At 65.1% G+C, this 18,904-nt stretch carries 14 protein-coding genes and 1 tRNA gene; 7 read left to right on the forward strand and 8 right to left on the reverse strand.

Annotated features, from left to right (window positions below; all coding sequences use genetic code 11):
- The first annotated feature begins 14 nt into the window (after window positions 1-14).
- Both M3P36_RS06495 and M3P36_RS06500 read left to right on the forward strand, forming a co-directional pair.
- Entirely contained in the window at window positions 15-509 is a 495-nt protein-coding gene (locus M3P36_RS06495; protein WP_249702441.1) for a hypothetical protein, read from the forward strand.
- A gap of 118 nt (window positions 510-627) precedes the next feature.
- A tRNA-Val gene (locus tag M3P36_RS06500) sits at window positions 628-703 on the forward strand.
- A 111-nt stretch (window positions 704-814) separates the two neighbouring features.
- Here M3P36_RS06500 and M3P36_RS06505 read toward each other — a convergent pair.
- The 4 genes from M3P36_RS06505 to M3P36_RS06520 all read right to left on the reverse strand — a co-directional run bounded on the left by M3P36_RS06505 (window position 815) and on the right by M3P36_RS06520 (window position 5,419).
- On the reverse strand, window positions 815-1,792 hold the full coding sequence (locus M3P36_RS06505) for a winged helix DNA-binding protein (protein ID WP_249702442.1): 978 nt from the start codon (window positions 1,790-1,792) through the stop codon (window positions 815-817).
- An 89-nt stretch (window positions 1,793-1,881) separates the two neighbouring features.
- On the reverse strand, window positions 1,882-3,171 hold the full coding sequence (locus tag M3P36_RS06510) for an adenylosuccinate synthase (protein ID WP_249702443.1): 1,290 nt from the start codon (window positions 3,169-3,171) through the stop codon (window positions 1,882-1,884).
- Window positions 3,172-3,332: 161 nt separating this feature from the next.
- Complete coding sequence (locus M3P36_RS06515) at window positions 3,333-5,105, reverse strand: sodium:solute symporter family protein (RefSeq protein ID WP_249702444.1); 1,773 nt, start codon at window positions 5,103-5,105, stop codon at window positions 3,333-3,335.
- An 8-nt stretch (window positions 5,106-5,113) separates the two neighbouring features.
- Entirely contained in the window at window positions 5,114-5,419 is a 306-nt protein-coding gene (locus tag M3P36_RS06520) for a DUF4212 domain-containing protein (RefSeq protein ID WP_249702445.1), read from the reverse strand.
- 156 nt (window positions 5,420-5,575) lie between these two features.
- Here M3P36_RS06520 and wrbA point away from each other — a divergent pair, with 156 nt between their 5' ends.
- A complete protein-coding gene (wrbA, locus tag M3P36_RS06525; RefSeq protein WP_249702446.1) occupies window positions 5,576-6,178 on the forward strand; it encodes an NAD(P)H:quinone oxidoreductase in 603 nt (200 codons plus the stop codon).
- Window positions 6,179-6,202: 24 nt separating this feature from the next.
- On the opposite strand, the gene M3P36_RS06530 is transcribed toward wrbA, so the two are convergent.
- From M3P36_RS06530 to M3P36_RS06540, 3 genes are all read right to left on the reverse strand, one after another.
- Window positions 6,203-6,724, reverse strand: coding sequence for a winged helix DNA-binding protein (locus M3P36_RS06530; protein WP_249702447.1), 522 nt, complete (start codon window positions 6,722-6,724; stop codon window positions 6,203-6,205).
- A gap of 419 nt (window positions 6,725-7,143) precedes the next feature.
- Entirely contained in the window at window positions 7,144-8,190 is a 1,047-nt protein-coding gene (locus M3P36_RS06535) for an MlaA family lipoprotein (RefSeq protein ID WP_249702448.1), read from the reverse strand.
- Between the two features lie 135 nt (window positions 8,191-8,325).
- Complete coding sequence (locus M3P36_RS06540) at window positions 8,326-11,319, reverse strand: TonB-dependent receptor plug domain-containing protein (protein ID WP_249702449.1); 2,994 nt, start codon at window positions 11,317-11,319, stop codon at window positions 8,326-8,328.
- 202 nt (window positions 11,320-11,521) lie between these two features.
- Between M3P36_RS06540 and purC the strand changes: the two genes are divergently transcribed.
- The 4 genes from purC to purQ all read left to right on the forward strand — a co-directional run bounded on the left by purC (window position 11,522) and on the right by purQ (window position 16,299).
- Complete coding sequence (gene purC / locus M3P36_RS06545; protein ID WP_249702450.1) at window positions 11,522-12,325, forward strand: phosphoribosylaminoimidazolesuccinocarboxamide synthase; 804 nt, start codon at window positions 11,522-11,524, stop codon at window positions 12,323-12,325.
- A 50-nt stretch (window positions 12,326-12,375) separates the two neighbouring features.
- The gene (locus tag M3P36_RS06550; RefSeq protein ID WP_249702451.1) at window positions 12,376-15,261 is read left to right on the forward strand and encodes a M16 family metallopeptidase; all 2,886 of its coding nucleotides are present in this window, start codon (window positions 12,376-12,378) and stop codon (window positions 15,259-15,261) included.
- 127 nt (window positions 15,262-15,388) lie between these two features.
- On the forward strand, window positions 15,389-15,628 hold the full coding sequence (purS, locus tag M3P36_RS06555; RefSeq protein WP_249702452.1) for a phosphoribosylformylglycinamidine synthase subunit PurS: 240 nt from the start codon (window positions 15,389-15,391) through the stop codon (window positions 15,626-15,628).
- Window positions 15,628-16,299, forward strand: coding sequence for a phosphoribosylformylglycinamidine synthase subunit PurQ (gene purQ / locus M3P36_RS06560; protein WP_249702453.1), 672 nt, complete (start codon window positions 15,628-15,630; stop codon window positions 16,297-16,299). Before purS ends, purQ begins: the two co-directional genes overlap by 1 nt.
- A 242-nt stretch (window positions 16,300-16,541) precedes the next feature.
- Here the strand turns inward: purQ and M3P36_RS06565 are convergent, their stop codons facing one another.
- Complete coding sequence (locus M3P36_RS06565; protein ID WP_249702454.1) at window positions 16,542-18,896, reverse strand: putative bifunctional diguanylate cyclase/phosphodiesterase; 2,355 nt, start codon at window positions 18,894-18,896, stop codon at window positions 16,542-16,544.
- Window positions 18,897-18,904: the final 8 nt, after the last annotated feature.

The following is an 18,904-nucleotide window of genomic DNA, read 5'->3' on the forward strand; positions in this document are numbered from 1 at the left end:
GAAAGCAGGATCACATGTTTACCGCTCCCAGACTTGCCGCCGCGCTTGCCGCAGCCACCCTCGTGGCAGTGCCGGCTGCGGCCCAATCGCCTGAATTCCGTACCGATGATCTGCCCGGAGCCACGATTCATCGAGCAACTGCGCAGCCCCATCGTACCGACACCGTCGAGCTCACTCTGGCGCCTGCCGGACAGGACGGATCGCGCCTTGAGTACAAGGTGCACATGGCGGCAGGCGATGTGCTGCTCTACTCGCTCGCCACAAGCGCGCCGCTGGTGGCCGAATTCCACGGCGAATCCGATGCCAACAAGGCAGTCATGTTCTATCGCGAGGATCCCGCCGCATCCGCGACCTATGGCCACCTCGTCGCCCCCATGACAGGCATCCATGGGTGGTACCTGGCCAACACCGGGGATGTTCCGGTGGCGGTTCGCCTGAACTTCTCGGGCAATTACGCGGTGACACCCGGAGTGATCGAACTGCGCCCGCGTCCGCGCGAGACACCCTGACGTAATTCTTGTCAGCTTTGAGCAGGCGCGAGCAATGGTTGCGCGCACCCCCTGCTCCCCAAACTCCATCCTTGACCCAACCGGAAAACCGCGTATTTCCGCGGCTTCCCACTGCGTGGGGCGATTAGCTCAGTTGGTAGAGCATCTCGTTTACACCGAGAGGGTCGGCGGTTCGAGCCCGTCATCGCCCACCAGTTTTGACAACAGAAAATCATCCGGGGGATGATTTTCGGTCGAAACTCCCGAGCGGAGCGAAGGGACACGTTCTCGTCCAGGGTGCAACAGGTTGATCGAGCCTGCACTCCTCAAGCCATCCCCACCCCGCCCTTGCCTATTTCGGCGAAGTAGCGGGCCATGGCATCCACCGCCTTGTCGGTCAGCTGGATGAAGGCGCGGCGGCGGTCGGTATCATCCTCCACCCGTTCGAGCAGGCCGGCATCGGTCATCTGCGATATCCAGCGCAGCGCCGTAGTCGGCGGCACGCCCGAGGCGATGCACAGCGAAGTGACCGAAACGCGCGTGTGCTCCACTCGTGCGGCGGTGAGGTCGAGCAGCATGTCCCACGCCGGATCGGCGAACAGGTCGCCATCGAAGAACCGCGCGCGGGCCTGGCGCTGCTGGATGATGCGGCGGACCAGCCGCGGATCGGGCAGTGGCGGGCGGGCGGGACGCACCAGCTTATCTCCGGGCGAGCGCAAGGTCGCACCCGCCTGTTCATCGAAGCGGAAGGCCATGCCCGCGGCGCGCACCGCGTCGCTCTCCGCATCGCCAAGCCGTTCAAGCTTTTCGGCAATGGTGTTCACCTGCTCTGTCAGGCGCAGCAGGGTCATCCGATCGGTTTCGGTAAGTTCGTGCAACCGGCCATGCGGCGCGCGCGCCATCACCTGGCCCAGCGCGATGATCCGGTCCGCCCGGCGAGGGTCCACCAGGATCTGCGGACGCGATTGCGCGCAACAGCCGAACACCGCATCCAGCGCCTCCATTGAGGTGGAGACCACCAGCATAGCGCCGGACCGCGCCGCGCGCATGTCCAGCCGGGTGAGCGCCGCCATGCCTGCCGCGTCGAGCTGCGGACAATCGATCAGCACCGCCTCCCCCAAAACGCGCAGATCGCCCGTTGCGAGCATTTCCAGCGAACCGCATTCGCGCAAGGTCAGCCCGGCGGCGGCAACATCCTCCGCCAGCTCAACCCGCACGGCGGCGCGATCGGCATAGACCGAGACATCGAGCGGCAGGCCGACGGCATCGGCAATCGCACCATATGCAAAATCGACCTGGCCCATGTTCCCCACTCATGATTCGCGCCTGGCATCAGGCGGGAACAAGATGGGAACAAATCAGGATCGTGTCAAGAATATCGAAAGCTCGGGAGTTAATCCGCAAACGGATCACGCACGGTGATGGTGTCATCCCGCTCCGGACTGGTGGAAACCGACGCCACCGGACATTCGATCAGTTCCTCGATCCGGCGGATATATTTGATCGCCTGGGCGGGCAGGTCGGCCCATGAGCGCGCGCCCACGGTGGTGCCTTCCCAGCCCTCGATCTCCTCGTAAACAGGCGTGCAGGCGGCCTGGTCCTGGGCGTTGGCGGGGAGGTAGTCGATCACCTCACCGTGTAGCTCATAGCCGGTGCAGATGCGGATGGTCTCGAACCCGTCGAGCACGTCGATCTTGGTGAGCGCGATGCCGGTTACACCGCTGAGGGCACAGGTCTGGCGTACCAGCACGGCATCGAACCAGCCGCAGCGACGCTTGCGGGCGGTGACGGTGCCCCATTCATGGCCGCGCACGCCCAGCTTCTCGCCATCTGCATCGTCGAGTTCGGTCGGGAACGGGCCGCTGCCGACGCGGGTGGTATAGGCCTTGACGATGCCGAGCACGAAGCCTGCCGCGTTGGGGCCCATGCCGCTGCCGCTGGCGACGGTGCCGCTGACCGTGTTGGAGCTGGTGACGAAGGGATAGGTGCCGTGGTCGACATCGAGCAGCACGCCCTGCGCGCCTTCAAACAGGATGCGGCGACCGGCCTTCTTGGCCTCATTCAACCGGCGCCACACCGGCTGGGCGAATTGCAGCACGAAGGGCGCAATGCCGCGCAGTTCTTCGAGCAGCGCCGCGCGATCGACCGGCGGTTCGCCGAACCCGGCGCGCAGCGCATCGTGGTGGGCGCAGAGCCGGTCGAGCTGCGGCTCCAGCTCATCGAGGTGTGACAGGTCGCACACGCGGATGGCGCGGCGGCCGACCTTGTCTTCGTAAGCCGGGCCGATGCCGCGGCCGGTGGTGCCGATCTTGCCGGAGCCCGCCGCCGCCTCGCGCAGGCCATCGAGATCGCGGTGGACGGGCAGGATCAGCGGGCAGTTGTCGGCAATGCCGAAGTTGTCCGGCGTGATCGACACGCCCTGGGCTTCCAGCCGCTCGATCTCGGCCTTCAGGGCCCAGGGATCAAGCACCACGCCGTTGCCGATAAGCGAGAGCGTGCCAGTGACGATGCCGCTGGGCAGGAGGCTGAGCTTGTAAGTCTTGTCACCCACCACCAGCGTATGGCCGGCATTGTGACCGCCCTGGAAACGCACGACCACGTCGGCCCGCGCCGCCAGCCAGTCAACAATCTTGCCCTTGCCCTCATCGCCCCACTGGGCGCCGATTACGGTCACATTGGCCATGGATGAATGTCCTCACCTGCCCGATGGATCCGGCTTGCCCTTCGACAGGACTCGGCAAGCGGATGTGCCAGAGCAAGGGAGGCGTCCCCTTGCGCTGGGGCCACTAACGTCGTGCGCTCCAAAGTCAACCGCACCGCACCAGCAATCCTAATGCATGTGCCCTAATGCATGTGCGGAGTTTCGGCTCCCTTGGGAATGCGGATGCGGGCGACCAGTTGGCGCACGTGGAGCGGCACCGGACCGGTAAATTTCGCCACCGCGATCGCCACGGCGAAGTTGAGCACCATGCCGACCACGCCGATCCCCTCGGCCGATATGCCGAACAGCCAATTCTGCGGCCTGTCGAGTTCGGGAAACCACAGCTTGAACCAGGCGATGTAGAGGAAGGTGAAACCCAGCCCCGACACCATCCCGGCAATCGCGCCCTCGCGGTTCATCCACTTGGTGAAGATGCCCATGAAGATCGGCGGGAACAGCGAGGCGGCGGCCAGACCGAAGGCGAAGGCCACCACCTGCGCCACCCAGCCAGGCGGATATATCCCCAGGTAGCCCGCCACCATGATCGCCGCGCTGGCCGCGATTCGCGCTGCGAGCAGTTCCCCCTTCTCCGAGATATCGGGGCGGAAGGTGCGTTTGAGCAGGTCATGGCTGACCGAACTGGATATCACCAGCAGCAGCCCCGCAGCCGTACTCAACGCAGCAGCCAGACCGCCCGCCGCCACCAGCGCGATCACCCAGCCGGGCAGTGCGGCGATTTCGGGGTTGGCCAGCACCATGATGTCGCGATCGACATAGACCTCGTTCTCGCCCACGGCATCCGCGTTAGACACCAGCCGCTGGCCCGAAGGGCCGGTCTCGCCGGTGAACACCGGAGCGCCCGCAAAGGCATCGCCGCTGCGGTACTGCATCACGCCATCCTGGTTCTTGTCGTTCCAGGCGATGAGGTTCTGCGTTTCCCAGTTGTGGAACCAGCCGGGTGCCGTGGCATAGTCCTGCTCGTTCACCGTCTCCACGAAATTGAGCCGGGCAAAAGCCCCCACGGCCGGCGCGGTGGTATAGAGCAGGGCGATGAAGATGAGCGCCCAGCCCGCCGATTTGCGCGCGTCGCTCGCCTTGGGAACGGTGAAGAAGCGCACGATCACATGGGGCAGGCCCGCCGTGCCGATCATCAGCGCGGCGGTGATGCAGAACACGTCGATGGTCGATTTGGACCCGTCGGTATAGGCGGCAAAGCCCAGGTCCTGCAGCACCAGATCCAGTTTCTGCAGCACGAACAGGCCCGATCCGTCATTCACCTCGCTCCCCAGCCCCAGTTGCGGCACGGGGTTGCCGGTGATCATGAAGCTGATGAAGAAGGCGGGCACCAGGTAGGCGAAGATCAGCACGCAGTACTGCGCCACCTGGGTATAGGTGATGCCCTTCATGCCGCCGAGCACGGCATAGACGAAGACGATCCCCATGCCGATCACCACGCCAAGGTTGATATCAACCTCCAGGAAGCGCGAGAACACGATGCCCACGCCGCGCATCTGCCCTGCGATATAGGTGAAGCTGATGAAGATCAGGCAGATCACTGCCACAACCCGCGCAGTCTTGCTGTAATAGCGAGCACCGAAGAAATCGGGCACGGTGAACTCGCCGAACTTCCTGAGGTAGGGGGCCAACAGCAGCGCCAGCAGCACATAGCCGCCGGTCCAGCCCATCAGGTAGACGCTGCCGTCATAGCCCGAAAAGGCGATGATACCGGCCATCGACAGGAAGCTGGCCGCACTCATCCAGTCGGCTGCCGTGGCCATGCCGTTCATCACCGGGCTGACCCCGCCGCCCGCGACATAGAAATCGGTGGTCGATCCGGCCCGTGCCCAAAGGGCAATACCGATATAGAGCGCGAAACTGGCGCCGACGAACAGGTAGATCAGGGTCTGCGTTTCCATGGCGCGGCTCAGTCTTCCAGGTCGTACTTGCGCTCGAGCCGGCGCATGGCATGGGAATAGTAGAAGATCAGCGCCACGAAGACGTAGATCGAGCCTTGCTGCGCAAACCAGAAGCCCAGCGGATATCCGCCGATGCGGAACAGGTCGAGCCAGTCGCGAAAGAGCACCCCTGCCCCAAAGCTGACCACGAACCAGATGGTCATGAGGATTCCGAGCAGGCGCAGGTTGGCCTTCCAGTATTGACCCTCGACAACTGCGTTAGCGCTATCCCCAACGGGTGCGGCGGCGGGAGGCATGTCGTCCTGTTCGCTCATATGTTTGCAAAGGTCTTGCGCGGAACCGCCTGCGGCTGCCATCATTGCAGCTTGGCAAGTGGCGCTCCTCGCGACTAACCATCCTCTTTCCCTTGATCCTTGACCGGGGTTGTAGCGCAGGCGCTCGACCCGGCAAGCCACAAAGAAAGGTTTTCCATGGCCCGCATCCTGGTGCTCTACTATTCGTCCTATGGCCACAACTCGCAGATGGCCGAAGCCATGTCCGAAGGCGTGCGCGCCGCGGGCCACGAAGCTGATATCCGCCGCGTGCCCGAAACCGCGCCTGCCGAAATCGTCAAGAACTTCGGCTTCTCGGTTAACGAGGGGCACAAGGTGATCGAAAGCCCCAACGCGGTCGGCACCTATGACGGGCTGATCCTGGGCGCGCCCACCCGCTTCGGCCGCCTGCCCAGCCAGATGGCCGCCTTCCTCGACACCTGCGGCGGTCTGTGGGCATCGGGCGCGATGATCGGCAAGCCTGCGGCGGTGTTCACTTCCAGCAATTCGCAACACGGCGGGCAGGAAACCACGCTGTTCTCGATGATCACCAACCTGCTGCACTTCGGTTGCACGATCATCGGCCTCGACTATGGCTTCGAAGGCCAGAACGGGGTGGACGAGGTCAAGGGCGGCGCGCCCTATGGCGTCACCACCATCGCCGGACCCGACGGCAGCCGCCAGCCCAGCGCCACCGAATTGGACAGCGCGCGCTACATGGCAAAGCGTGTGGCCGAAACGGCGGCGAAGCTGGCGGGCTGACCACCCGCCATTGGCTCGGCCCGCTCAATGCTGTTCCAGGTATAACCCCACGGCCAGCACTCCCTGGTCGGTCAACGAGACAAAGGTCACGCGCTTGTCGAAGGCGCTGGACTCGCGTTTGACCAAGCCAGCTTGCTCCAGTTGCGCGATGTAGCGGAGCGCGGTGGAGGCAGGCACGTCGGCGGCGATGCACAGGCTGGTGGTGGACACCTTGGCCCCGCCGGCAAACTGCATGAACAGTTCAAGCAGGATGTCCCACGCCGGTTCGCCCAGGAATTGCGCGGGCAGAAAATCGTGCCGCTTGCGCCGCTGCTGGTAGATCACCCGCGCGGTCATGGCCAGGTTCAGCGCATTGCGCTCGATCCGCGAAAGGGCATTGGGCCAGCGGAAGATCGGCCGGGTCGACGTGTCATCCCACCGCTGGTCGAGCGAATCGGCCAGGCGCAGCAGGGTGGCGGCAAGGTCACGGATTTCGCCGGGCTTCCAGCTATCGGCCAGGCCATCGAGGATCGACTGGCGGTCGGTCGCAACCAGCGGTTTTGTCATGCGCCCGCCCGCGCAGCCGAAGCGGTGTCAGGCTCCCTGTCCATCAGCAATATCGCTCCCCGTTTGTGGGCCCAGTCTGGCAGAACGCGGCATTGTGCGGCGATACGCAGTCGTGCGGATAAGGGCTTTCCGCAGGGATGCGCGGGATGTGGCCCGTCTGCGAACTGCGCGCTGTCCTACACCGTGGCAGATCGGCAGATAGCCAGATCGGCTCTTTCCCACCGTCAGTTCCAAGTTGGCCTTGTGGCAGGCCGGATGGCTCCGGCGATGGGGCCAGGCAACAAGAGCGAAGTCTCCGGCTCCCGTGTCACCTTGTCCGGCGCACCGGAAATCTTTGAATTGCAGCAGTTTAAGGCGAGAAACGAAAGTGACAGTGCGTCACTTGTGTCACCTTTTCCGGCCTGTCACCTCCGGCCGGATCAGGGCGCGGGCTGGATCACCGGGGCCGCCACGAATTCGATGACCGGCTCGGGCGCGGGGACTGGAGCCATGTCGATCACAGCAGCTTCGACCGGCGCGGCGGCAGGTTCCTCGGCCACCTCGTCCAGCTCGTCCTCGTAATAAGGATCGGCTGCAGCCATCAGCGCATCGATCGAGCAATCACGCGGCGGCGGGCGGTTGCGCAGTTTGGCAATGTCGGCTTCGCGCAGGCACAGGTAGCTTTCGCGTGTGGCCATATAGGGATCGTCGCTGGCGCGGATCGCTGCCAACCGTTCGTCCACTTCGATCCGGTACTGCAGCGAATTCACCGTATAGGCCGGGATCGCGTAATAGGGCGTATCGAGCGGGGGGCCGACAATGAAGGGCACCACGGCCTGGTCCAGCGTATTGCCCACCAGGTCGCGCAAGGTGGTCGCGCCGACCAGCGGCAGGACCATGAAAGGCCCCGGTCCGACGCCGTAGTAGCCCAGCGTATTGGCAAATCCGTTGCGACGATAGGGCAGGTTGAACTGTTCGGTTGCCGCCACGTCGAACAACCCGCCGAACCCCGCCGTGGTATTGAGCGCGAACCGCCCGAGTGTTTCGAAGGCCTTGCCCGGCTTCAACTGTAGGATGAAGTTGAGGAAGTTGACCGGTTCCAGAAGGTTGCGCAGCACGTTGCGCAGGCCATTGCGCACCGGTTTGGGCAGGTCATCCTCATAGACTCCGGCGATCGGGCCAACGATGGCCTGGTCCACCTTCTGGGTCAGCTCGAAGGTCTGGGCGTTGAGGTTTTCCAGCGGATCGCCCGGCGTATCGAGCACCGTGCCCTGGACGCGGATGATGTCGCCGGGATGCACTTCGCCGGAATCGGGGGCATCGGTCAAAGGGTTCGGACCGGTTTGCTCGCCCGCCGGTTGCGCCTGTTCGACAGTTCCGGCCGACACCGTATCGGGTAGCTCGATGTCCGCCACCTGCACCACCGCAACAGGCAGCGGCAAGGGGGATACAGACGCCAGCAGGGCGGGAGCAATGGCGTGGTACATTCAGGATTTTTCCGGGAATTGCAGTGCGCCGCACAATGACAGCGCCTGGGGCTATACGCAAACGGGCGATTGTGGTTCCACCGGAAAAACGCTCGTTCCGGCCCTTTCGGCCCGGCTATCGCACCGGCGCCTGCCCTAGAACGCCTGGCTCACCCCCAGTTTGGCGGTGAAGCCCAGCGGACTGGCGGTGAACGGATCGTAGTTCTGGTCAAGCCGGGCGAACGGCGGATCGCGGTCGAAAATGTTGTCGAGCGCCACCGACACTCGCGTGCCGCTGTCCAGTGTCCACAGCCAAGCGAGATCGACGGTGGTATGGGCCGCCAACCGCTTGCCGCCGGTGACCGAAGCCCCCGCCAGCGCGCCGCTATTGGGGCCGAACACCGCCGCGCCGCGCTGGTCCTCGTAGCCTGCCACGTGGTTGACGGCGAGGCGCAGGGAGTGGTCGCCCGCCTGGGCCTGTACCCATGCCTGCCCCTTGGCGCGCGGCAGGGGATAGGCCGTGGTCTGGAAGTTGAGCTTGCCGACCGCATCGAAGCTGGGCTGGACCAGCACGCCTTCGACCAGCACGTCGTCCACGCGGTAGTTGATCACATAGCTGCCCGCTGCACCCACCTGCAGGTCCACTCCGCCCGCGCGCCAGTCATAGCTGGCCTGGGCGTCCACCCCGCTGGTCGTCACGTCCGACGCGTTGAAGGCATAGGTCGCCAGCCGCTGGACATTGCCCGCCCCGCAGACCCCCCCGGAAAAGGTGAAGCGCGCCTCAAGCCCGGCAAAGGCCGGATTGCCGCAGTTGGCCGTGCCGATTGCGCCGAACATGGCCGCCACGATCCCACCGACCGGCTCGTTCTCGATCCCGCCGGAAAAGTCATAGCGCCAGTAATCCGCGCTCAGCCTCAGGCCCCCGCTATCGACGACCGCACCGGCGTTCCAGGTGGTCGCCTTTTCCGGCTGCAACTGCGGATTGGCGAGGATATCCACCGCGCGGAAGGCCCCGCCGATGAATGTCAGGATTACCGTGTCGGACAGCGTCTGGTTGGCGGGCGGCCCGCGGAAGGTGCTGCCCACCCCGCCGCGCAGGACCAGCCAGTCGGTCGCCTCGTACCGCAAGCGCACCTGCGGGTCGAAGGTGGAGCCGACATCGGCGCCATAGTCCTCGAACCGGGCGGAAAGCTGGGCGGACAGGCGATCGGCCAGCGGCAGATGCAGCTCGCCGAACAATGCGTAAACCTCGCGACTCACGGCGAAATCGCGCCCTGCCCCGATAAAGCCGAGCGCGCCGGTTTCGGGATCGCAGGTTGCAACCGGGTTGAGCACCGATCCGGGACAGGGGAACAGGTCGAGGTTGTTGCCGCCCTCGAAGACCCGCGCGAAACGGTCGCGGCGGAACTGCGCTCCGGCAGCAAACCGCACCTCGCCGGCCGGCAGCGTGACGCCGCTGTCACCCGCCAGCACGGCATCCGCCACCAGCTGCCGGGTGTTCGCCGTGCGGCCCCACACGTTGTAGAAATGGCCGATGGTGCCGAGATCGTTGACCAGCCCCGCGCCGGGGCTCGCATCCTGCCCGAGCGGATTGCCGTTGCCCGCGAAATTGGGATTGGCCTCGCCGGTCACGGCGTTGCCCGCCACGCCGGTGGAGAACGGATTGAACCATGTGCAGCCACCGGTGCCCGCCAGCGCGGCAAGCTGGGACTGGCTCAGCCCTGCGCGGCTCGCCGGGCTAGCATAGGCGCAGCTTTCCCCACCAAAGCCCGCCAGTGCGTTCTGGAGGAGATCCACGAAGCTGTCGCCCACTTCGAAGAAGGCATCGTATTGCGACCAGGTTGCGCCCAGCTTCAGCTCGATCCCGCCGCTCAGGTCGGCGGTGAATTCGGCGGCAAGTTGGTAGGCATCGTTGTTGTAGTCGAGCTGGGTTGCCCCGCGCTCGTCATCAAACAGTGGGTTGCCGCCGGCCAGCAGCGGGCGGAAGCGCACCGGGAAGGCCAGCGCCGGTTCGGTCGGATTGCCCGCGCCGTCCAGCGCGCAGCCCGCCGCCGCGCCGAAGCGGGCGCAATAGTCGGCCAGCGCCGGGGCATAGGACGGAATAGTGAACAGCCCGGTCCCGCCGAACGCGGCATTGGCCGAAGGTGCGATGGTGGGCAGGAAGCTGGGCGAGGTGTGCAGCCAGGTCTGGGTGCGCCCGTAAAGTCCGGTCACGCGCAGGTCCATTCCCGGCCCAAGGTCGAGGTCAAGGTCGGCGAACAACTGATAGCGTTCCTCCGGCTCGACCAGGTTGGTGAAGCCGAGGTAGCTCGCCTGGCACAGGTCGCTGCTCGATCCCGGCAAGGATCGGAACCCGCCCAGTGCCTCGCAGCCCTCGTCCGCCTCGAACACCGTGCCGCCGACCGCACCGTTGAAATCGAAATTGCCCGGATTGCCGCCGCCACTGAAGCCGCCTTGCGGGTTCTCGGCAAAGTCGCGCCAGGCAAAGGCGCGGTCGGTCATCTGCAATTCGCCGCGCCGCTGGTAGCCGCCCGACAGGAACAGCCTGAGGGCGCCGAACTGCTGGCCGTAGCTGGCCGAACCGGTCCAGTCGCCGCTCGACCCGGGGACATAGCGATAGTCGCCGCCGACCACGAAGCCCTGCTGGTCGGTGCGGGTGATGAGGTTGACCACTCCGGCGATGGCATCCGAGCCATAGGTCGCCGCCGCGCCATCCTTCAGGATCTCGATCCGGGCGAGCGCGGAGGCGGGCATCAGGTTCAGGTCCACCAGCGGCACGTTGCCGCCGCCGGTCGCCGCCATGCGGTTGCCGTTGAGCAGCACCAGCGTGCGCTGCGGCCCCAGGCCGCGCAGGTTCACGCTGGACACGCCCTGGGCAAACTGGCTGCGCGGATCGAACTGGCTGGAATCACCGATCACCCCGGCGGAAACCGGCAGGCGGCGGGCAAGCTCCATCAGGCCGGGCGATCCGGCGCGGGCAAGATCATCCGCCGTGATGACATCGACCGGTGCGGCCCCATCCTCCTCGCTGCCCGAAATCAGCGAGCCGGTGACCACGATCACATCCCCGTCATTATCCTGTGCCAATGCTGGCAACGACGCGAGAATTGCCAGGATGGATGCCGAGCAGGCGGCAGCGCGAATGTTCATATCGACCCTCATGTGACCCGCGCGGGCACTTAGCGGTCATATCCACGAGCCGCAATGCCAGCACAATTGCCAGCAGGGGGGCTTGGGTGTATAGGCCGTGTCAACCGCGCCCCGGCACCGGCGAAGCACCTGCTTCGTTAGCCGGGGCGCTCTCGTTTTCCGGTGCGGACAGTGCCCGCGCCATCAAGCAAAGGGTGTGCCCATGTCCCGCCGCCGCCAGATCTACGAAGGCAAGGCCAAGATCCTCTATGAAGGTCCGGAGCCGGGCACCATCATCCAATATTTCAAGGACGATGCCACCGCCTTCAACGCCCAGAAAAAGGGCACGATCAACGGCAAGGGCGTGATCAACAACCGCATCAGCGAGCATGTGTTCACCCGCCTGTCCACTATCGGCATCCCCACCCACTTCATCCGCCGCCTCAACATGCGCGAGCAGCTGGTGCGGCAAGTCGAGATCATTCCGCTCGAAGTGGTGGTGCGCAACGTGGTGGCCGGATCACTCGCCAAGCGCGTGGGCCTGCCCGAAGGCGAACCACTGCCGCACACGTTGATCGAATACTACCTCAAGTCGGACGAGCTGAACGACCCGATGGTGGCCGAAGAGCACATCGCCTGCTTCAACTGGGCCACGCACGAGGAAATGCAGGACATCGCCGCCATGGCGATCCGCGTGAACGATTTCATGTGCGGCATGTTCAGCGCGATCGACATCCGTCTGGTGGACTTCAAGCTGGAATTCGGCCGCATCTACGATGGCGACTACAGCCGCGTGATCCTGGCCGACGAGATCAGCCCGGACAACTGCCGCCTGTGGGATTTCACCACCGGCGAGAAGCTCGACAAGGACCGGTTCCGCCGCGACATGGGCGGCGAAGAGGAAGCCTACCAGGAAGTCGCCCGCCGCCTTGGCCTGTTGCAGGACGATGGCAGCCCCGGCGAAGTACTGGACATGAGTGCCCACCGTACCCGCTTGCGCAATTCCCCGACCAAGCCGAAGAAGTAGGGCTTAAGAAGTAATTGCGGGTTAAGCTCGATTGCCGCATCAGGTGCGGCATGAAATTCCACGTCTTTTGCGCGGGCCTCGCCGCGCTCGCCCTTCCGCTTGCTGCAACCGCCCAGGCTCCTGAGTACCAGGATGTCGAACGGGTGGTGCATCACGTCACCGCGCCAGATGGCTTACCCGGCGATCCGTTCGGCATTGCCGCCAGCGACCTGCCGCTCGATCCCGACTACCGGCTGGGCGTGCTGGACAACGGCATGCGCTATATCATCCGGCCCAATGGCACCCCCGCCGCGCAAGGGATGGTCTATCTGTGGGTCAATGCCGGGTCGCTGGGCGAGGAGCCGGACCAGGCGGGCTATGCCCACTTCCTTGAGCACATGGCGTTCAATGGATCGACCAATGTGCCCGAAGGCGAGATGATCCGCCTGCTTGAGCGCGAGGGCCTGGCCTTCGGGCCCGATACAAACGCTTCGACCACCTTCGACCGCACGGTCTACATGCTCAACCTGCCGCGCAACGATGAAGGCCTGCTCGACACCGCGTTGATGATCATGCGCGAAACGGCGAGCGAGTTGACGCTGGACCCGGAAGCCGTCCAGCGCGAGATCGGCGTGATCCGGTCCGAACTGCGGGTCCGCGATACCTTCCAGCAGCGCGCCCTGATCGACCAGTTGAAGTTCCTCTATCCCGGCTCGGCCTTTGCCGAAAACTGGATCGGCGGGAGCGACGAAACCGTCTCTGCCGCCACTAGCCAGCGGCTGCGGGACTATTACGAACGGTGGTATCGCCCCTCCAACGTGGCAATCATCGTGGTGGGCGAATTCGATCCCGAGGTGGCCGAGGCCGCCATCGCCAAGCATTTTGCCGATTGGCAGGGCGCACCGGTGGGAGACCCCGCACCGGCCGGCCCCATCGACTTGGACCGCGCGGGGGAAACCGATATCTACCTCGACCCCGCGCTGTCCGAACAGGTCAACGTGTCGCGCAGCGGCCCGTGGATCGAGCGGCCCGATACGGTTGAAACCCGGCGCGAGCGGCTGCTGCGCGAGATCGGCTATTCGATCGTCAACCGCCGCCTGCAACGCCTCAGCCGGACGGAAAACCCGCCGTTCCGCGCCGCCGGGATCAACACCGAGGAAGTGTTCGAGGCTGCCCGCACCACCTCGCTGGTTATCCAGGCCGCCGAGGGTGAATGGCAGCGCGGCCTTGCCGCCGCGCAGGAGGAATATCGGCGGGCGGTGGAAAGCGGCTTCACGGCTGGCGAAGTGGCAGAGCAGGTCGCCAACCTGCGCGCCTCGGTGGAGTCCAATGCCGCCGGTGCCGCCACACGCCACAACAACAACTTCCTCACCGGCGCGATGACCCTGCTGGAAGACGGCCAGGTGCCGACCACTCCGCAAAGCGCGCTCGAACGGTTCCTTGAACACGAACCGCTGATCACGCCCGAAGCCGTGCTGGCGGCGATGCGGGCAGACCTCGTGCCGCTCGACAATCCTTTGATCCGCTTCTCCGGTCGCACCGCGCCTGAAGGCAGCGAGGAAGCGCTCCGCAATGCCTGGGAAACCGGCATGGCCATGGAGCTGGAAGCGCGCGACGATGCCGCGCTTGATGACTTCGCCTATACCGATTTCGGCCAGCCGGGCACGGTGGTGAGCGACGTTGTGGAACCGCTGCTCGAAGTGCGCACGATCACTTTTGCCAACGGCGTGAAGCTCAACCTCAAGCGCACCGACCTGGCGGCTGACCGGGTCACGGTGCAGGTCAATATCGATGGCGGGCAATTGCTCGACACGCGCGAACAGCCGCTGGCCACGGCCATGACTTCGTCGCTAATCTCGGGGGGCCTCGGTGCCCATACGCTGGACGAGCTGGTCTCGATCCTCGCGGGACGGCAGGTCGGACTCAACATCGGTGCCGAGGAGGAGACCTTCCAGTTCAATGCCACGACGACCACGCGCGATCTTGAAATGCAGCTGCAGCTGTTCGCCGCTGCTGCCAGCGATCCCGGCTGGCGCAGCCAGGGCGAGGAGCAGTACCGCCGCTCTGTCGCCAACTTCTTCGCGCAGTTGAACGCCACCCCCGATGCAGCGCTGCGCAATGCGCTGGGCGGGATCATATCCGACAACGATCCGCGCTATTCGCTGCGCCCCGAGTCCGAATACATGCTGCTCACCTTCGCGGGCCTGCGCGATGCGATCGGCGAGCGGCTGGCCAATGGCGCGATGGAAGTGGCGCTGGTGGGCGATTTCGACGAGGACCAGGCCATCGCCATGGTCGCCGCCACGCTGGGCGCGCTGCCCCCGCGCGAGGCGGAGTTCCGCGACTATGCCGCCAACCGCGACCGCAGCTTTACCGCCGACCGCTCGCCCCGCACGCTCGCCCACCAGGGTGATGCAGGCCAGGCGCTGCTCTACATGACCTGGCCGACCCGGGACGGCGAGGACATGCGCGAGACGCTGGAATTGAACCTGCTCGAAAACGTCGCGCGTTCGCTGCTGCTCGACCGGCTGCGCGAGGAGCTGGGGCAGACCTATTCGCCCAGCGCCAACGCCCAGCAATCGCGCGTCTATCCGGGCTATGGCACCTTCTCGGTCAGCGCCGCGGTCACCCCGGACGACGTGGCCCCGGCGCGCGAGGCGATGCTCGATGTGATCGAGCGGCTGCGCGCCGAACCGGTGGACGAGGACACCCTGCTGCGCGCCCGCGCCCCGCAGCTGGAATCCTATGACAACCTGCTGAAATCAAACAGTGGCTGGATGGGCCTGGTCGATCGCGCCCAAACCCAGCCCGACCGCCTGCAGCGCTATGTCGAAGGCCGCGCCGTGCTGGCCGAACTGACCCCGGCGGATGTGCAGGAGATGGCCCAGCGCTATCTCGATCCGGCGCAGCGGCTGGAAGTGACGGTCCTGCCCCAGGCCGATCCAGCGGCAGAGTGATTACGACCCGGCAATCGGCAAAGGGCCTTGCCCCTCTTGCCGATTGCCGGGTGCGTCGCCATAGGCTCGGTAATCCGGCGACTCCGTGCCACAGATCGAATTGACCCCCAGCGACAGGACCGCAGCCATGAAAGTCCGCATCTTCGTCAACCTCAAGCCCGGCGTGCTCGACCCCCAGGGCCGCGCGGTCCATCACGCGCTCGAAGGCCTCGGCTTCGAAGGCGTGGCCGATGTGCGGGTGGGCCGGCTGATCGAGCTGGACGTGGCCGACAGCACAACGGACGAGGCGCTGGACGAGATGTGCCGCAAGCTGCTCGCCAACATGGTGATCGAGAACTACCGCGTCGAAAAGCTGGAATCGGCCTGATGCGCGCCGCAGTCATCACCTTCCCCGGTTCCAATTGCGACCGCGACATGGCGGTGGCGATCGAGAAAGTTTCGGGCAAGGCCCCGCTGCGCGTGTGGCACGGCGATGCCGAACTGCCCCAAGGTCTCGATTTCATCGCCCTGCCAGGCGGCTTCTCTTATGGCGATTACCTGCGTTCGGGTGCGATGGCGGCCAAGAGCCCGGTAATGCAGGGCGTGATCGCCGCCGCCGCACGCGGTGTGGCCGTGCTGGGCGTGTGCAACGGCTTCCAGGTGCTGACCGAAGCGGGCCTGCTGCCCGGTGCGTTGATGCGCAACGCAGGGCAAACCTTCATCTGCCGCACCGTGCCGCTTAAGGTGGAAAACAACCAGTCGCTGTTCACCAACCGCTATGCAGCGGGCCAGGTGATCCAGATCCCGGTTGCCCACCACGACGGCAATTACTTTGCCGACGATGCCACGCTGGACCGGCTGGAAGGCGATGGCCGCGTGGCCTTCCGCTTTGGCGAGAACTGCAACGGGTCGCGCCGCGACATTGCCGGGATCCTCAACGCCGGCGGCAACGTGCTGGGCATGATGCCCCACCCCGAACGCGCGATCGAGCAGGACCATGGCGGCACCGATGGACGGGCGCTGTTCGAAAGCGTGATCGGTTCGCTGGTCGCAGCCTGATTTGCTTTGCGAGGGCGCATCCGCGCCTTCGTCCTCGGCGCTATTCCCTGCACTTCGTTCCGGGGCGCCTGCGGGCGGCCGTTTGGCCTATGGTGCGGCTTCGCCGAACAACCAGCTGATCGTTGAGAGGCTGTCACGGGCCCCAGGCCCGCAAGCGCGAACGCGCGCCCGCAGGTGCCCTGTAGCGTAGCGGAAGGATCAGCGCCGAGGACGAAGGGCCGGATGGCCCTTCGCAACTCAGATCACGCCGCCGCCGTATTCCGGCGTTTCAACACCAGCGATCGGGCCTCCAGCGCGCTCATCGGGCGACCGAAGTAGTAGCCCTGGATCTTGGTGCAGCCGAGATCGCGCACCAGTTGGGCCTGCACCGCATCCTCCACGCCTTCGGCCGTGGTGGACATTTCCAGGCTGGTGGCCATGGCGACCACTGCGTTGATGATCGCCAGGCTTTCGGGATTGTCCTGCGAAGCGCCCTGCACGAAGCTGCGATCCACCTTGATGGTCGAGAAGCGCATCGTGCGCAGGTAGCCGAGCGAGGAATAACCGGTCCCGAAATCGTCGAGTGCGATGGAGCAGCCAAGCGCGAGGATTTCCTCCAGCGTCTGGCGGGCGGTGCGGCCATCGCGCAGGAACACGCTTTCGGTCACTTCCACTTCCAGCCGGTGGGCGGGCAGCCCGGTATCGGCCAGGGCGCGGACCACGGTCTGCGAGAAGCGCGGTTCGAGCAATTGTTCGCCCGACACGTTGACCGCCACCTTGATGTCTTCCGGCCAGGAAATGGCCTCGCGGCAGGCTTCGCGCAGCACCCAGTCGCCGATCGGCACGATGAGGCGGGTATCCTCGGCCAGCGGAATGAACTTGGCCGGGCTGACAAAGCCGTGGTCACTGCTGTTCCAGCGCAACAGGGCTTCGAAGCTGACCACGTTTTCCGACCGGGCGTTGACCACCGGCTGGAAATGCAGCTCCATCTCTTCGTTCCCGATGGCCGTGCGCAGGCTGGCCTCCAGCTTGAGCTTTTCCTGTGCGTTGCTGTGCAGCGCGGGCAGGAACTGGCGGTGTTCGCCGCCGCCATCGTCCTTGGCCTGGTACAAGGCCAGGTCCGCATTGCGCATCAGCGTTTCCACATTGGGCCCGTCGCGCGGACCCATGGCCGAGCCGACCGACGCGCCGATATAGAGCGTGTGATTGTCCACCGTATATGGTTGCGAAATAGCATCGACCACGCGCTGGGCGACTTCCGCCACATGGCCCGTGCGCGAGGCATCGCGGATCACCACGGCGAATTCGTCACCGCCGAGCCGACCGACCTGCTCATTCGGGCTCATCACCGATTGCAGCCGCTGGGCGACCTGCGCCAGCAGGCGGTCGCCCACATGGTGCCCCAGCGAATCGTTGACCGACTTGAAGCGGTCGAGATCGATCATCAGGAAGGCGCAGCGGGTTTTCCACTGGGCGGCATAGCGCAGGGCTTCTGCCAGCCCTTCGGTCAGCATCAGGCGGTTGGGCAGGCCGGTCAGCGTGTCGTAGCGGGCAAGATAGGCGATCTTTTCCGACGATTCGCGTTGCTGGGTCACGTCCGATCCCACGCCGCGGAAACCGGCGAAGGCACCCGTATCGTCGAAGATCGGCGTGCCCGACAGTTCCCACCAGCGACGACCGGAGGGGACTTCGACCTGCACCACCAGGTTGGCAAAGCTCTCCCGCCGCTTCAGGCGTTCGGCCAGTTCGTGCAAGGAAGGGGGCAGGTCACCGGCGTTCCACAGCTTGCCGGCCAGCAGCTCCATGATCAGCTTGCCTTCGGTTTCCTTGGCCTCGCTGCCCAGGGCATAGGCGAAGCGCGGGCTGGCGCCCTTGATGCGCCGCTGGGTATCGATCTGCCACAGCCAGTCGGCCTGGTGCTCCTCGAACTCGCGCAGCAACAGCGAGACGACCTCGTCCTTTTCGGCAACGCCCATTTCGGCAATGCGCGCGGTGAGGAAGGTGCGGGCGATATCGATCGTGCCGTGGACGATGATAAAGCAGAAGATCACGCTGGCCATAGCGAAGACATATTCGCCTTTGAGCATGAACGAAGCCGCCGCCGCCGCGCCGCAGATCACCGCCCAGATGAGCGTGATGGACGGGGCCTGCTTCATCTTGCTGGACGATCCCGCCACCAGCATCGCCACCACGGTCCACAAGGCATAGTGGTTGCCTTGATCGCCCATCGGCACGAAAATCAGCAGTGACAGGGCCCAGACGACGGCCATAGCGGCAATGGCCCAGCAGTGGCGGTTGAATTCTCGCCGTGTCATCAACCGGCGATCAATATCGGCCAGTCCGCGCTCGATGCGGATCACATAGATAACCGACAAGAACAGCGCCACCAGCCAGGCGCCCATCAGCGGCAAGGGTATGTCATCGACATAGAGGCTGATGACAGTCAATGCGGCCAGCAGGTGGCCGATGATGCGCACGCCAGCAGTCTGGTACAATTCGCGGTATTGCAGCACGCGCAGGCGCGCCCAGTCCCCCTCGTCGGGATCCTTGAAACCGATAATCTGCGCAGCTCTCAGGCGGAGCGGCAGGCTCGGCAATCCGGAATAGTCTTCGGCCACGAGCCCGC

This window comes from Altererythrobacter sp. KTW20L, assembly GCF_023501975.1.
GTDB lineage: Bacteria > Pseudomonadota > Alphaproteobacteria > Sphingomonadales > Sphingomonadaceae > Alteraurantiacibacter.

Excerpts from the sequence above, each read along its gene's own strand:
- M3P36_RS06495 (WP_249702441.1), top strand. The coding sequence starts at position 15 with ATGTTTACCGCTCCCAGACTTGCCGCCGCGCTTGCCGCAGCCACCCTC.
- M3P36_RS06505 (WP_249702442.1), bottom strand. The coding sequence starts at position 1,792 with ATGGGCCAGGTCGATTTTGCATATGGTGCGATTGCCGATGCCGTCGGC.
- M3P36_RS06510 (WP_249702443.1), bottom strand. The coding sequence starts at position 3,171 with ATGGCCAATGTGACCGTAATCGGCGCCCAGTGGGGCGATGAGGGCAAG.
- M3P36_RS06515 (WP_249702444.1), bottom strand. The coding sequence starts at position 5,105 with ATGGAAACGCAGACCCTGATCTACCTGTTCGTCGGCGCCAGTTTCGCG.
- M3P36_RS06520 (WP_249702445.1), bottom strand. The coding sequence starts at position 5,419 with ATGAGCGAACAGGACGACATGCCTCCCGCCGCCGCACCCGTTGGGGAT.
- wrbA (WP_249702446.1), top strand. The coding sequence starts at position 5,576 with ATGGCCCGCATCCTGGTGCTCTACTATTCGTCCTATGGCCACAACTCG.
- M3P36_RS06530 (WP_249702447.1), bottom strand. The coding sequence starts at position 6,724 with ATGACAAAACCGCTGGTTGCGACCGACCGCCAGTCGATCCTCGATGGC.
- M3P36_RS06535 (WP_249702448.1), bottom strand. The coding sequence starts at position 8,190 with ATGTACCACGCCATTGCTCCCGCCCTGCTGGCGTCTGTATCCCCCTTG.
- M3P36_RS06540 (WP_249702449.1), bottom strand. The coding sequence starts at position 11,319 with ATGAACATTCGCGCTGCCGCCTGCTCGGCATCCATCCTGGCAATTCTC.
- purC (WP_249702450.1), top strand. The coding sequence starts at position 11,522 with ATGTCCCGCCGCCGCCAGATCTACGAAGGCAAGGCCAAGATCCTCTAT.
- M3P36_RS06550 (WP_249702451.1), top strand. The coding sequence starts at position 12,376 with ATGAAATTCCACGTCTTTTGCGCGGGCCTCGCCGCGCTCGCCCTTCCG.
- purS (WP_249702452.1), top strand. The coding sequence starts at position 15,389 with ATGAAAGTCCGCATCTTCGTCAACCTCAAGCCCGGCGTGCTCGACCCC.
- purQ (WP_249702453.1), top strand. The coding sequence starts at position 15,628 with ATGCGCGCCGCAGTCATCACCTTCCCCGGTTCCAATTGCGACCGCGAC.